This is a genomic window from Staphylococcus sp. FSL K6-0223, assembly GCF_038008285.1.
Window position 1 is genome coordinate 363,224 of record NZ_JBBOYX010000002.1, and the last position, 15,937, is coordinate 379,160.

The following is a 15,937-nucleotide window of genomic DNA, read 5'->3' on the forward strand; positions in this document are numbered from 1 at the left end:
GAAATCTCTTAGAGCTGAAGTAGATAAAGAAAATCAAGTCAAAACAGAAAGTAAATACATTAATGCTGATCACACTAATCAAGTTAACTATGATTCTGCCATCAACCAAGGTACTCAAATTATTACAACATCACAACCACCAGAGCTTAACAAAGATGTAATTAATAAAACGACTCAGACTATCATTAATGCTCAAAACAACTTAAATGGGGAAGCTAAGTTAACTGAAGCTAAAACAACTGGTAATCAAGCTATTGATAAATTAGATGGACTAACAGAGGCTCAAAAGGATAAAGAACGTGAATTGATTAATCAAGCGTCAACTAAAGCACAAGTGAATAACATCATTAACGACGCTAATCAATTAAATGACTCAATGAAACAATTGCAACAAGCTATCAACAACGCTAGTAACGTTAAACAAAGTAGTGATTATATTAATGAAGATCCTACTCAAAAAGATGCCTACGATAAAGCAATTCAAGCTGCTAAAGATTTAATCAATGCTCAACCTCCTACTATGGACAAAGGGGAAATAGATAAAGCTTTAGCAAATGTTAATCAAGCACTTAATAATTTACATGGTAGCGATAAATTGCTTGAAGCCCAAAAAGAGGCCTCATCACAATTAAACAACTTTAACAATTTGACTAACGGTCAACATGGCAAGCTAGTTGATGACATTTTCAATGCACCGACTAAAACTCAAGTTGCTCAAGTATTGGAAAATGCAAAACAACTTAACAACACAATGAAAGCACTGAGAGATTCAATTGCTGATAATGAACAGGTTCTTCATAGTAGCAAATATATTAATGAAGACCCTGAACAACAAGCTGCTTATAATCAAGCGGTAACAAAAGCTAAGAACATTATCAACGACAATCCTGACCCTACATTATCCAATAGTGATGTTCAAAATATTGTAAATGAAGTTACTCAAGCTAAAGACAATTTACATGGAGATCAAAAACTTGCGACTGATAAGACAAATGCAAAAGATACTTTAGATCATTTAACGCATTTAAACCATGCGCAAAGACAAGAACTTGAGGAAGAAATTCGTGATGCAACTACGAGACCTGGTGTTCAAAGTGTAGCTAAATTAGCCAACCAACTTAACGATGCGATGAAAAAATTAGAAGACGCATTAGCTGGCAATGAAACTGTAAAACAAACTAGTAATTACATTAATGAAGATACAGCTCAAAAAGGAAACTATGATAACTATGTAAACCAAGCTAAACAAATTGTAGATCAACAAGATAACCCTAATATGTCTCCAGAAAATATTAATGAAGTTACTCAAAAACTAGACGCTGCTAAAAATGATCTTCATGGAGAACAAAAATTAGAACAAGATAAACAACAAGCAACTGAACGTATTAATCAAATGAAGAGCTTGAACCAAGCTCAAAAAGACGAGCTAAATCATGAAATTCAACAAGCCCAAACACGACCAGACATCGTTGCTACAGTTAATAAAGCTAAACCATTAGATACAGCAATGAAAAAATTAAGAGACAGTATTGCTGATGCTAATGATATTAAACAAACAAGCAATTACATCAATGAAGTACCAAGTATTCAAAATGCTTATGACAATGCTGTAGATCATGCTCAACAAATTATTAATCAAACTTCTAATCCAACTATGGATCCTTTAGTAATAGAGCGTGATACTTCAAATGTTCAAACAACTAAGAATAACCTTCACGGCGAACATGTACTTAATGATGATAAACGCACACAAACATATGCAGTAAATCATTTAGATAATCTTAACCAAGCTCAAAAAGAAGCTTTAACACATGAAATACAACAAGCAACTAGAGTTTCTGATGTTAATAATGTCTACAACAAAGCTAGAGCTTTAGATTCCGAAATGCAAAAACTTAAAGACATTGTGGGACAACAAGATAGCGTAAGAAAAACTAGCAATTATGTTAATGAAGATAGTACAGCGCAACAAGCGTATAACGATGCTATTGCACAGGGCCAAGCAATCATTGATCAAACGACACAACCTACTATGTCAAATGACGAAATCGAAAATACGATTAATAAAATACAACAAAAAGTTGCTGCTCTTGAGGGAGAACATAAATTACAAGTAGCTAAAGAAAATGCCAATAACGTTATCGATAGCTTAAGTAATTTAAACACTCCTCAGAAAAATGCTGAAAAAGCACTTATTAATAAAGCTACAACCAGAGATAACGTTACTCAGCAAATGCATATTGCACAAGAACTTAATGATGCAATGGGTAAACTAAGAAACAGTATTCAAGATCAAGCGACTGTAAGACAAGAAAGTAGATACATCAATGAAAACGAAGATAAACAACAAGCTTATAATCATGCTGTAACTGATGCAGAAAGTGTTATCAATGAGCACAATCCAACATTAAATAAAGACACAATTGAACAGTTGACTCAACAAGTTAATCAGGCTAAAGACGCCTTAAATGGTGTAAAATTACTAAACGAAGATAAACAAACTGCTCATCAAACTATTTCTACATTGAATCATTTAAACACAGCTCAACAACAAGCATTTAATGAACAAATTGACAATGCACCAACTAGAGCTGAGGTTCAACAAATCATAGGACAAGCAGATGTTTTAAATAACATGATGAAAGCTTTGGAAAATAGTATCAAAGATAAAGATCAAGTTAAAAATTCTAGTGATTATATTAATGAAGACCCTGCCGAACAACAGGCGTATGATAATGCTGTCACAAACGTAGAGAATATATTGCATCAAATGACTCAACCAACAATGTCTGTTAGCGACATCCAAAGTGCCATTGATAATGTTCGAAATGCGAAAAATAACCTTCATGGCCTAAATAAACTTAACATTGCCAAAGACGAAGCTGCTAAACAATTACGTAAATTATCAAGTTTAACTTCACCTCAAAGTGGCGACATTGCTAAACAAATCTATGGCGCAGATACAAGAGCTGAAGTGACTCAAGCTCTAGATAAAGCGAAAGCATTAAATAAAGCTATGAATGCACTTAACAATGTCTTCGATCAAAGTACAAATGTCTTGAATAGTAGCCAATTTATTAATGAAGATCAACCTGAATAAGATGCTTATAAACAAGCACTTCAAAACATAGAAAAAGTTATTTATAGACAGGATAACCCTGAAATGGATCCAACTGTAATAAATAACTTAACGCATGGACTTGAAGCTGCTCAAAGCAACCTGTGATCAAAAACTTGCCCAAGCAAAACAAGATGCTGCAAACACAATTAATGGTTTAACTCATCTTAATACAGCACAACGCGAACAAATCATTAACAAAAATACTAATTCTAAAACTCGTAGTGAAGTAGCAGAAAACTTAAATAACGCGCAAGCACTTGATCAAGCAATGAAATCTTTAGAAAATGTCGTAGCTGAAAGTAATAATGTGAAAAATAGTAGTAAGTACTTAAACGAGGATTCTAAATTCCAAGACCAGTATGATCAAAAAGTAACAGAAGCTAAAGATTTGATTAATCAAACTACTAATCCAACATTAGAACCTAATAAAGTTGATATTATAAAAAATAGAGTATTGGCTGCTGAGAACAATCTACTTGGCGCTGAAAAATTAGCCTACGATAAAGCTAAAGCACAATATGACATTGATGATATGAAAAACCTTAATGACGCACAAAAACAATCAATTGTTAAAGCGATTAAAAATGCGCCTTTAAGAACAGAAGTAAAACAATTGCTCCAACAAGCTAAAGATCTTGATAACGACATGAAAGCTCTTAAGGATAAAACCCAACAAGTGATTATAGATAAAGCGTCACCTAACTATACTGAGTCTTCAGATGATAGAAAAGAAACACTTAATCAATCACTTAATAATGCAGAAGCTATAATTAATAAAACTAATGGTACAGATGCTAATAAAGAACAAGTAGAGCAAGTTCTAAATCAACTTAATCAAGCTTCTGAAAACCTTAATGGTGATCAACGTGTGCAAGAAGCTAAAACTGACGCAAATAATAATATCGATCAACTTAAATATTTAAATGCGAGTCAACAACAAACAGCCAGAGATAACGTTCAACAAGCTACTAAACTTGATGAAATAGCAACTGCTAAAGCAAATGCCCAAGCTCTAAATAAAGCAATGGGACAATTAAAACAATTTATCGATGATGCTGATTCTGTTGAGCATGGAGATAATTATCGTCAAGCAGATGATGATAGAATCACTGCATATGATGATGCTTTAGAGCACGCTCAAAACGTAATTAAAACAAATGCAACACAACAAGAAATAGAAGAAGCAATTCATCAAATTAGCCACGCTAAAAATGACTTAAATGGTATCGCTAGATTAGTGGAGGCTAGACCTAAAGCTTTAGCTTACATTAATTCATTAGATAAAATTAATGATGCTCAAAGAACCGCTTTAGTAGATAAGATCAATCAATCTCATGATCTGATTGAAATTAATCACATCGTTGATGATGGAACAAACTTAAACGACATCATGCACGAGTTAGCTCAATCAATTATCGATAACTATGCACCAACTAAGGCGAGCATCAACTATATTAATGCAGATACACAATTAAGAGATAACTTTAAACAAGCGATTAACAATGCTAGAAATGTTCTTAATAAAACTAAAGGTCAAAACCTAGATTTCGAAGCTGTTGACGCACTTAAAGATGCAATTTCAGAAACTAAAGACGCTTTAAATGGTATTGAACGTTTGAAAGCTGCAAAACTGAAAGCAGATAAATTTATAGAAGGTTTAAATCACATTAATAAAGCTCAATTAACTCATGGACTCAAAGATGTAGCAAGTACAGATTCATTAACTAAATTATCTCGTCTAATTAACAAATCTATGAACTTAGACGACGCTATGAAAGCATTAAAAGATAGCTTAATCAATAATGCTGCACCTGTTCAAGCGAGCTCAAATTATATTAATGCTGATAACGATCTTAAAAATCAATTTGATGAAGCATTGAATAACGCTAGAAAAGCCCTAGCCAAATCAACAGGTAAAGACTTAGATGAAAATCAAGTAGACGGTTTAAAACAAGCAATTATAGATACGAAAGATGCTCTCAATGGGGAACAACGTCTTGCTAAAGCGAAAGCTAAAGCTCAAGAATACGTTCAAACATTATCAAATTTAAATAATGCTCAACGTAAAGTTGCTGAAAATAGTATCACTAATTCAGAAGATCTTAATTCACTAGCTGAATCAATCTCGAAAGTTACTGAATTAAATAAAGCTATGGAAGATTTACACAATGCTTTAATAAGTAATGCAACACCTGTTCATGCGAGTGTTAACTACATCAATGCAGACGAGGATTTACAAAATCAATTTGATCAAGCGCTTCAACAAGCAAGAAATACATTGTCTAAAGCTACAGGTAAACCTGCTTCAATTGAAGAAGTTCAAGGCTTCATTCAGTCTATTAAAGATACTAAAGAAGCATTAAATGGTGATCAACGTCTTGCTAAAGCTAAATTTAAAGCTGAAACATTTATTAATCAATTAAAAGATTTAAATAATGCTCAACGTGTAGACTCAATTAAACAAGCAAATGATACTGATAATCTAAAAGATTTATCGCAAATCGTTTCTACTGCATCAGATTTAAATAATTCTATGTCAGAATTAAAAGTCAAATTAAAAGAAACAGTTAATCCTGTTAAATCAAGCATCAATTACATTAATGCCGACTATGATTTAAAACGTCAATTTAATAAAGCAGTTAAAGACGCTAGAGAAGCATTAAGTAAAACTAAAGGCGCCAACCTCAACGAAAGAGATATTCAAGGATTATCTCAAGCAATTGATAGCACTAAAGATGCATTAAATGGTGAACAACGTCTTGCCGAAGCTAAAGAGAAATCTAAACAATTTATAAAACAACTTGATACTCTTAATAATGCTCAAAACAATTATTTAACAAATGAGATTAATAAATCTGATAATATTAAAGATATAACAAACATAGTAGATAATGCTTCAAGTCTAAATGATGCAATGAAAGACCTTAGAGATACCGTTGCACAATTAAACCAATCTACTAAAGATAGTATTAATTATCAAAATGCAGACGAAGATTTAAAATTACAATTTGATAATGCGATAAATATAGCTAATAATGTTTTAAACAAAAAAGATGGCGACAACTTAGATATCACTGTTATTAAAGGTATGACTCAAGCGATTAAAGATGCTAAGGACGCACTTAATGGCGAACAACGCCTTAAAAATGCTCAACAAGCTGCACATAAAGCTATTGACGATGCACTTTAACATCAACTTGATGAAATCAATCATGCTAATGCTACAGATGAATCAAAAGCACAAGCTATTAAATCTGTAGAGAATGCAGCTAAACATGCTAATGCTGATATCGATCATGCAAGTTCTAATATAGGCGTTTATAACGCTGAAAATGAAGGAACAACAGCTATTAAACATACGCATGCTGATGAACTACCAAAAGCTAAAATTGATGCTAATAATGATATCGATCAAAAATTAAAAGGTTTATTGAATAATATTGATCAAAACCCTAATTTATCTAATCAAGAAAAAGAGAAACTCAAAGATGATTTAAATCATGCAATCGAGAACATTAAAAACGAGATTGATCGTGCTACTAATAAACAAGCTGTTGCAGATGAAAAAGCTAAAGCAGATCAATTAATGAAAGGTACTCAAGATATCATATCTGCAAAAGAACAAGCTAAACAATCAATTAAAGATTTAGCACAACGTAAGCGAGATGCAATCAATAACAATCCTGATTTGACTGACCAGCAAAAAGCACACGCACTTGCTGAAATCAATAAAGCGGAAAAAGAGGCTATTAAACAAATAGAGAACTCTAATTCTGTAGATCAAATTAACAAAGTTAAAGATGATAGTCTTAACCACATTGCGAAAATTGTAATATGGGATACTGATCAACAGCCATCAATACTTCATCGTCCTGATTTAAGCTTACAAGATGCGTTAGTTACAGGAAAAGTCATCGTGCATAGAGGTGCTACGATTACACTTAGTGAAATTGAAAGTGCCATGACTTTAGCTGATGGTCTTAAAGTTAGAATCATTTCATTACCTAACACAGATAAAGTTGCAGATAACCTAACTGCGAAAGTTGAAGTGACTCTTGCGAACGATACATCAGTTATTGTCGATGTCCCTGTAGATGTTATTGAAAAAGAACTTCAAGTTGCAAAAGATGAAGCATCACAACAAATTGATCAAGCTACTAAACAAAAGTTAGATGAAATTGATAAAGATAAAATTTTAACCGAACAGCAAAAAGAACAAGCTAAAGCTGAAGTTCAAAAACTTAAAGATCAAGCTATTGATAAAATTAACAATTCAACTAATGTAAAAGATGTTGAAAATAATCAAAATAAAGATTTAAATGATATTAATCATTTTGATCCTAGACAATTTACATTGGACAAAGCTAAAGAAGCTAATAAAGCTGAAGTTAATAAACTTACACAAGAAGGTGTACAAGAAATTAAACATATTTCTGATTTATCACCTGAAGAACAAGCTCAATTCAATCATCAACTAAAAGATCTTGAATCTAAAGTTAATAACATGATTAAAAATGCAAAAGATCTAGACGAACTCAAACGCATTCTCAAAGATTTCAAAGCGCAACGCGATCACATCATTGCACAAGCTCATTTACTCGGTGAAAAACATAAAGCTGAACGTAGACTCAATAACGTTGTTAATAATAGAACTCAACAAATTATTAATGATATGTCAGCAAGTCAATACCAAAGACAATTAGCAATCAATCGTATTAGACAAATAGAATTAGATACTATGGATGCAATTCATCGTGCTAAAACAATCAAAGAAGTCCAAGACGCGTTACTGAATGGTATTCGTAAAATCATGGAAGTAGGTTTAGAAGGTTCATTTGATTCAATTTCAAATCAACAACGCGCTGCTAACAACGCTTATAAACAAGACGTCCGTCTAAGAGAAAAAGATGTACAAAGTCATATAGGTCAAACGGAATCTTACAAAGAAGTATTAAGTCACTCAGGTATAAAACCAGGTACAAACAAACATAATGACGATGACCCTAAACAACTTAAACATCACGGTGACAATTTCTTCAATCGAGTAATTGATGACTTTGGCAAAGCAGTAGGCTTCATCACTTTAACTGGTTTACTTTCAGGATTCTGGCTAGTGCTTGCTAAGAGACGTAAGAAAGAAGAGGAAGAAGAAAAACTAAATGGTAAGAAGAACCTTCATATTTCCGATTCTAAAAAAGTAGATCCATTGATTATAGCTAAACGAAAAAAAGATAAAGAAGAAGAAACTATTATTGAAGAAGACAATAAAAAAGCAATTCCTGTAGTGAAAAATAAAAGAGAAAAAGAGGAGAATAAACAGATAAAAAGAGAGACATGTTCTTCGAAAAAAGCAAAAACAAATAAAACCCAACGTCCTTCTTCAAATACTAAGTCAAAAAAAGGTACTACTAAAAACAAAAAGCGTTCAAAAAAGTAAAAAATAAATAACCGCTTCTAAAGTAAGAACAGGTTATAGGAAATCCTATAGCCTGTTCTTTTTTATTTAATCAATTTATATAAAGCTTGTTGTGCATGCTGGTTTGCTTCTTTATTTTTATCTCTAGGAACCCATTTAACAAACATTAAATCAAAACTTTGTTCGAGAATTTCCATATTATCATAATAAGGTTTAAATTTAGCATTTTTTACACGACCACTATTAACACTATCTTCAATTAATTTTGAATCAGTATGAAGTAGGGCGTTTCTAACATTGAGCTCTCTTGCATGTTCTAACGCATAAATCATTGCTGCCCATTCCGCACTATGATTATCTAACTCTCCTAAATCATGAGTAAAAACGTGACGTTCAGATTCTTCTTTAATTACAACTGCACATGCACTTCTACCCGGATTACCTTTAGTTGCCGAATCAAAGTATATTTTTGCCATCTCATATACACCTTCGTTTGTAAGTTTGACTATATTGTAGCAAATTTATAAATAGACAGGTCAAATCATTTCTTTCCTGACTTTTTTCTTGAAAATGATTACCTTTAAAGACTTGTTTTATATCTGTATCTTGAGACAAGATCCTGAAAAAACGCGCACATAAAAAACTGTCAACAAAGTCCGCAGACTTTATCGACAGTCTCAATTAACTTAGTTCTTTAATAAGTTGACTAAGAATTAATAGCCTTCATCAAGTTTTTGAATCTTACCTTTGCGATAGAAAGATTTAGCAATGTAACCGAAAGGCACATTGAATATAGTTGAAATAAGTTTTAGTAGGTAAGTTGTTATAAATATTTCGAACACAGCCATATTAGGTAAAGTACCTGCAAATGCAATGATAACAAATAATGCTGTATCTATAATTGAACTTAAAATCGTACTACCATAAGCACGTATAATGAACGTTTTATCTGAGCTAAAAATCTTTTTAATCATTGAAAAGATAAACACATCTACATGTTGCCCGATAATATATGCAACGATTGAACCTAAAGCAATTCTAGGCACTAAATCAAAGATTGTTTTAAGCGCACCTTGAGCAGTATCTTCAGGTGCAGGAATAAAGTGTAAAGACATTTGCATTACAATTATCATTACTAATGTTGAAGAAAAACCTAACCAAACGGCACGTTTTGCTACTTTTCTGCCGTAAATATCATTCAATATATCTGTTGCAAGATAGATAGAGGCGAACATAACATTCCCTAATGTCGCCGAAATGCCAAATATATGAACTGTCTTTATGACTTGAATATTCGCTATAATTGTTCCCATTGCTACCCATGCAATTAAACCATGCTTCCCAAAAAAGCGATACATGAGAACCATTAAAATAAATGTAACTATAAACGAAGCTACACCAAAAATCTCATTAAACATCTTACATCCTCCTAAATTTTGTTAAAGCGGGTGTTTAGAAACCGCGAAAAAACAACCTAATTAGTTTACTTTAAAAAACAAAAATATGCAATAGCATTACTAAAATTTACATAATACATACAACTCAATCAGCATTCTTTCTCAGTACCATTTGCAACAAACTTCCAATAATTAAATATAAATTGATTATTTTAAAATACGTCCCTAACAATGCTATAATACAAACATGTGAAATAAGAGATGTAACATTAATAAAGTATATAGCTAAAGGAAGTGGAGGCTATACTCACTTATTCAGAACAAAAAGCGATTATTAAAATCGACGAGCTCATGAACACTTATTGTTACCAATGCCCACTAAAAGCGCACAACAGAAAAACGCAAGGTAAAACACAAGCGCATCATTTTTGCATTAATGAGTGTTCAGTAGGTAAACAAATCAAACAAATAGGGAACGAGCTACAATAGGAGGACACCAATATGGAAATCGTAGCAATTTCAGAAACACCAAATCACAACACTATGAAAATTTCTTTAAGTGAACCACGTCAAGATAATTCTTCAACAACTTATACTTCTGCTAAAGAAGGGCAACCAGAATTTATTAATCGATTATTCGATATCGATGGCGTCAAATCTATTTTTTTATGTGATGGACTTCATCTCAGTTGACAAAGAAGATGACGCAAACTGGGATGATTTATTACCACAAATTCAAGCAGCTTTTAATCATTAATATAAACGTTTTATTTAAAAGGGGGGCTAAAAAATGGAGATTGTTCGTGTAGAACCTACTCCTAGTCCTAATACAATGAAAATTGTATTATCTGAAAAAAGAGAAGATAATCAATCCAATACTTATACTGAAGTAAGAGAAAATCAACCACAATTTATTAACGATCTTCTCAAACTTGAAGGCGTAAAATCCATCTTTTATGTGATGGATTTCCTAGCAATAGACAAACAACCAAAGGCCAATTGGGAAGACGTCTTACCTCAAATCACTTCAACACTTAATAATGAATCAAGCTATAATCAAGAACCTCAACCAGACGAACATTATGGTGAAGTTCGTGCGGAAGTTCTAATGTTTAAAGGGATACCTTATCAACTTAAGATTACAACAAATAAAGATGAACAACGTAAACAATTACCAGAAATTTATATCGATAAAATGCTAGAAGCCCAAAAAGAAAATGATAATGTAGTATTCTTGAGAAAATGGGAAGATTTCGGCATTCGATATGGTAATGTGGAAGAAGTAATGGAGAGCGTTTACGAAGAAGTTATCGCACTTTATCCCGAAGAACGCCTTGATTCGCTAGTTAAAGAAGCACTTGAAACTGATATTATAGTTCCAGAACAACATTATCAACATGTCACATTGGATGAGTATGAGTCAGCACAAGATTGGAAAGCACGTCTCAGAATGCTTAAGGCATTTCCAACACCTACATTTGATGATATCCCTTTGTTAGAAACAGCACTTAATGAAGAGAAAATCCCTTTAAGACGTGAAGCTGTTGTGCTACTAGGGATGATTGAAGATCCTAAAATTTTACCTTATATTTATCAAGGTCTTCACGACAAAAGTCCAGCTGTAAGAAGAACTGCTGGCGATTGCCTTAGTGACTTAGGTTTCAAAGAAGCTTTACCAGAAATGGTAAAAGCGCTTGATGACCCTCAAAAAATTGTAAGATGGCGTGCAGCGATGTTTATTTTTGATGAGGGTAATGAGGAACAATTGGCATCACTAAAAGCACATGCAGACGATTCAGCATATGAAGTCAAACTTCAAATAGAAATGGCTATCTCTAGAATAGAAAACGGAGATGAGGCTTTAGGTTCAGTTTGGAAACAAATTGCTAATCGGAAAAGATAACTTATTTAATGTTTAATAATAAATGACAAAAGAAGTATCAAGGAGTGTTAATATGAACGGCTATGAGTCTTATATGAGAGAATTAGCGCAACAAATGCGTTCTGAACTTACTGAAAATGGTTTCAAAAGTTTAGAAACTAGTGACGATGTGAAGGGTTACATGAATAACGTAAAAGATGATGAAACAACTTTTGTTGTTATTAATTCAACATGTGGTTGTGCAGCAGGATTAGCTAGACCAGCTGCTGTAGCGGTTGCTGAACAAAACGAAGTGAAACCCACAAATAAAGTAACTGTTTTTGCAGGTCAGGATAAAGAAGCAACGCAAACAATGCGTGAATACATCCAACAAGTGCCTTCTAGTCCTTCATATGCCTTGTTTAAAGGGCAAAACTTAGTTCATTTTATTCCACGTGAACATATTGAAGGCAGAGATATTAACGATATCGCAATGGATTTAAAAGACGCTTTTGATGACCATTGCCAGTAATTTTTAATTATACATACCCGAGTTACAGCATTTCACAATGTAACTCGGTTTTTTTATCCAAAAAAAGAAATTTGTCATCTTAAATAGCTCTCCCTATCAACAGTTAATGATTTCTAGTATAATATTCAGTAATATAATTTATTAATAATAACTAAAATAAAGTGATTTACTTAAAGGAGCTGTACATATGTATAATCCATTCGACAAAGCGTATCATAGCTTATGCGAAGAGGTATTAGAAATAGGTAATCAACGTGATGATCGTACTCATACTGGTACAATTTCTAAGTTTGGTCATCAATTAAGATTTGATTTATCAAAGGGGTTCCCTTTATTAACAACTAAAAAAGTTTCATTTAAATTAGTAGCTACAGAATTGTTGTGGTTTATTAAAGGTGATACAAACATACAATATTTACTTAAATATAATAATAATATATGGAACGAGTGGGCCTTCGAAAATTACGTTAATTCTGAAGACTATCAAGGACCTGACATGACTAACTTTGGACATCGTTCTCAAGAAGATCCAGAATTTAATGAGCAATATAAAGAAGAGATGAAAAAATTTAAAGAACGTATTCTAAATGATGATGAATTTGCTCGTCAATATGGTGATTTAGGTAATGTTTACGGTAAACAATGGAGAGACTGGGAAGATAAAGATGGTAATCACTTCGATCAGCTAAAAACAGTAATTGAGCAAATTAAAACAAATCCTAATTCTCGCCGTCATATTGTGTCTGCGTGGAATCCTACAGAGATTGAGACCATGGCACTACCACCATGTCACACTATGTTCCAATTTTACGTCCAAGATGGTAAGTTAAGTTGCCAACTTTATCAACGTAGTGCTGACATTTTCTTAGGTGTACCTTTCAATATTGCGAGCTACGCCTTACTTACTCATCTCATCGCAAAAGAATGTGAACTTGAAGTAGGTGAATTTGTTCATACCTTCGGAGATGCACATATTTATTCAAACCATATGTCAGCTATTGAAACTCAACTTTCTCGTGAGAGTTACAAAGCACCGACTTTACAGATAAATTCAGACAAATCCATTTTCGATATCAACTATGAAGATTTAGAAATTGTGGATTATGAATCACACCCTGCTATCAAAGCACCTATAGCGGTATAGATTGACTTACTTTATAAATAAAGATATAGAAATCTAATCATATTTACCATAAGAAAGGGGGAAGACGATGACTTTATCCATCCTCGTCGCACATGACAAACAAAGAGTTATCGGATATCAAAATCAATTACCTTGGCACCTTCCAAATGATTTAAAACACGTTAAACAATTATCAACTGGTCACATATTGGTAATGGGTAGAAAAACTTTCGAATCTATTGGGAAACCTTTACCTAATAGACGAAATGTTGTATTAACAAATAATCCTTCATTTAAACACGAAGGTGTCGATGTCATTCATTCTATTGAAGAAATTAATGATATTCCTGGACAAGTATTTATTTTTGGTGGACAAACACTTTTCGAAGAAATGATAGATAAAGTTGATGACATGTATATCACTGTTATCGACGGTAAGTTCCAAGGAGATACATTCTTCCCTCCTTATACATTTGAAGATTGGGAAGTTGAGAGTTCTGTTGAAGGACAATTAGACGAAAAAAATACTATTCCGCATACATTTTTACATTTAGTGCGCAGAAATGACCAATAGGAGGCTATTTATGACTAAACAAGTTATCGTCACGGATTCCACCTCTGATTTATCACATGAATACTTAAAGAAACATGACATTCACGTTATTCCTTTAAGTATCACTATTGATGGTAATTCTTATACTGATCAAGTAGACATTTCTTCTAAAGAATATATTGAATATATCGAGGCAGATGCAGACGTCAAAACGAGTCAACCGCCCATCGGTAAATTTATAGAAAAATATGAAGAGTTAATTAAAGAGGATGTAGAGATTATTAGCATACATCTATCTTCAGGTCTGAGTGGTACTTATAATACTGCCGTTCAAGCTAGTCAAATGGTAGGCGGTAAAATTACTGTTATCGATTCTAAATCAATCTCATATGGCTTAGGTTATCAAATTGAGCACATCGTTGATTTAGTTGAAAAGGGAACACCTACAACTAACATTATTGAAAGTGTCGACAAACTACGCGATAATATTCAACTTTTCGTAGTCATAGGACAATTGAATCAACTTATTAAGGGAGGACGTATAAGTAAAACTAAAGGTTTAATAGGGAATATTATGAAGATCAAACCCATAGGTACATTAAATGAGGGAAAATTAGAACTTGTTCATAATGCTAGAACTCAAAAATCTAGCATTCAATATTTAAAGAAAGAAATAACTGAATTTATTGAAAATCATAATGTTAAATCAATAGGTGTTGCTCATGCGAATGTGATTGAATTTGTTGATAAACTCAAAAAGTCATTTAGCGATGCTTTTCATTTTGATCAATTTGATGTCAACGTCACAACTCCAGTTATTTCAACTCACACAGGTCAAGGTGCTATTGGTCTAGTTGTACTTAGAGATTAATTCTTTAGGATAAACTCTAGCTATTTAATGTTGAGTAAAATACTTTAAATTACATGGTGTTTAGCGTAAATTATTAAAAAAGAGACAACTTAAGGAGGTACTACTATGGCATATGCAACGCTTGCAGGAGGTTGTTTCTGGTGTATGGTAAAACCATTTATTTCTTACCCAGGAATAAAATCTGTCGTTTCAGGATATAGTGGTGGTCACGTTGAGAATCCCACTTATGAACAAGTCTGTACGAATCAAACTGGTCACGTTGAAGCTGTACAAATTGAATACGATCCTGAAATTACTTCCTTCGAAAATATATTAGATGTTTACTTTAAAACATTCGACCCCACAGATGATGGTGGTCAGTTCTTCGATAGGGGTGAAAGTTATCAGCCAGTAATCTTTTATCATGATGATAATCAGAAAAAGGCAGCTGAATTGAAAAAACAACAAATTGATGAGCAAGGTATATTTAATAAACCTGTCATCACACCAATCAAACCTTATAAAAACTTCTATCCTGCTGAAGATTATCACCAAGACTATTATGAGAAAAATCCATTGCATTATGAGCAATACCAACGTGGATCTGGCAGAAAAGCATTTATAGAATCACATTGGGGGCCTCAAAATGATTAAGAAAAATAAAGATGAATTGAATGAAATGGAATATCTTGTCACTCAAGAAAATGGCACAGAACCACCATTCCAAAATGAATATTGGAATCATTTTGATAAGGGTATTTATGTTGATAAATTATCTGGTAAACCTTTATTCACATCAGAAGAAAAATTTGAATCTAACTGTGGTTGGCCAAGTTTCTCCAAAGCATTAAATGATGATGAAATCATTGAACTCGTTGATAAATCTTTTGGTATGATAAGAACTGAAGTACGTTCTGAAGATGCTAATAGTCATTTAGGACATGTATTCAATGACGGTCCGAAGGAAACCGGTGGTCTACGCTATTGTATTAATTCAGCAGCTATTCAATTTATTCCATATGAAAAGTTAGAAGAACTTGGATATGGTGATTTAATTCCACACTTTGAAAAATAGGAGTGAACA

10 protein-coding genes and 2 pseudogenes (1 of these 12 only partly in view) are annotated in these 15,937 nt (G+C 32.8%); 10 read left to right on the plus strand and 2 right to left on the minus strand.

All coding sequences use genetic code 11. The features are described from left to right. A pseudogene (gene ebh / locus MHI13_RS12715) lies at positions 1–8,558 on the plus strand (hyperosmolarity resistance protein Ebh) (it extends 21,365 nt beyond the left edge of the window). Between the two features lie 62 nt (positions 8,559–8,620). Here ebh and MHI13_RS12720 read toward each other — a convergent pair. Next, the gene (locus MHI13_RS12720; RefSeq protein ID WP_002470015.1) at positions 8,621–9,013 is read right to left on the minus strand and encodes a ribonuclease HI family protein; all 393 of its coding nucleotides are present in this window, start codon (positions 9,011–9,013) and stop codon (positions 8,621–8,623) included. A 237-nt stretch (positions 9,014–9,250) separates the two neighbouring features. Continuing rightward, positions 9,251–9,955, minus strand: a complete 705-nt coding sequence (locus tag MHI13_RS12725) for a queuosine precursor transporter (protein WP_002433951.1) — start codon at positions 9,953–9,955, stop codon at positions 9,251–9,253. Between the two features lie 273 nt (positions 9,956–10,228). Here MHI13_RS12725 and MHI13_RS12730 point away from each other — a divergent pair, with 273 nt between their 5' ends. From MHI13_RS12730 to msrB, 9 genes and pseudogenes are all read left to right on the plus strand, one after another. Next, positions 10,229–10,423 (plus strand): zinc-finger domain-containing protein, encoded by a 195-nt coding sequence (locus tag MHI13_RS12730; RefSeq protein WP_064210100.1) that lies wholly within the window; start codon positions 10,229–10,231, stop codon positions 10,421–10,423. Between the two features lie 12 nt (positions 10,424–10,435). Then, a pseudogene (locus MHI13_RS12735) lies at positions 10,436–10,691 on the plus strand (NifU N-terminal domain-containing protein). 33 nt (positions 10,692–10,724) lie between these two features. Next, positions 10,725–11,837 (plus strand): conserved virulence factor C family protein, encoded by a 1,113-nt coding sequence (locus MHI13_RS12740; protein ID WP_002433887.1) that lies wholly within the window; start codon positions 10,725–10,727, stop codon positions 11,835–11,837. A 52-nt stretch (positions 11,838–11,889) separates the two neighbouring features. Further along, positions 11,890–12,327 carry a bacilliredoxin BrxA gene (gene brxA / locus MHI13_RS12745; RefSeq protein WP_002433830.1) on the plus strand — a complete coding sequence of 146 codons (438 nt, stop codon included), beginning with the start codon at positions 11,890–11,892 and terminating at the stop codon, positions 12,325–12,327. 187 nt (positions 12,328–12,514) lie between these two features. Next, a complete protein-coding gene (locus MHI13_RS12750) occupies positions 12,515–13,471 on the plus strand; it encodes a thymidylate synthase (RefSeq protein WP_002433615.1) in 957 nt (318 codons plus the stop codon). Positions 13,472–13,538: 67 nt separating this feature from the next. Continuing rightward, positions 13,539–14,024, plus strand: coding sequence for a dihydrofolate reductase (locus MHI13_RS12755; protein ID WP_002433626.1), 486 nt, complete (start codon positions 13,539–13,541; stop codon positions 14,022–14,024). A gap of 10 nt (positions 14,025–14,034) precedes the next feature. After that, a complete protein-coding gene (gene fakB2 / locus MHI13_RS12760) occupies positions 14,035–14,874 on the plus strand; it encodes a fatty acid kinase binding subunit FakB2 (RefSeq protein ID WP_002433859.1) in 840 nt (279 codons plus the stop codon). Between the two features lie 105 nt (positions 14,875–14,979). Then, positions 14,980–15,507: a peptide-methionine (S)-S-oxide reductase MsrA gene (gene msrA / locus MHI13_RS12765; RefSeq protein WP_002433627.1), complete on the plus strand. Its 528-nt coding sequence runs from the start codon at positions 14,980–14,982 to the stop codon at positions 15,505–15,507. Next, positions 15,500–15,928, plus strand: a complete 429-nt coding sequence (gene msrB, locus MHI13_RS12770; RefSeq protein ID WP_002433862.1) for a peptide-methionine (R)-S-oxide reductase MsrB — start codon at positions 15,500–15,502, stop codon at positions 15,926–15,928. The genes msrA and msrB overlap by 8 nt, the downstream gene beginning before the upstream one ends. Positions 15,929–15,937: the final 9 nt, after the last annotated feature.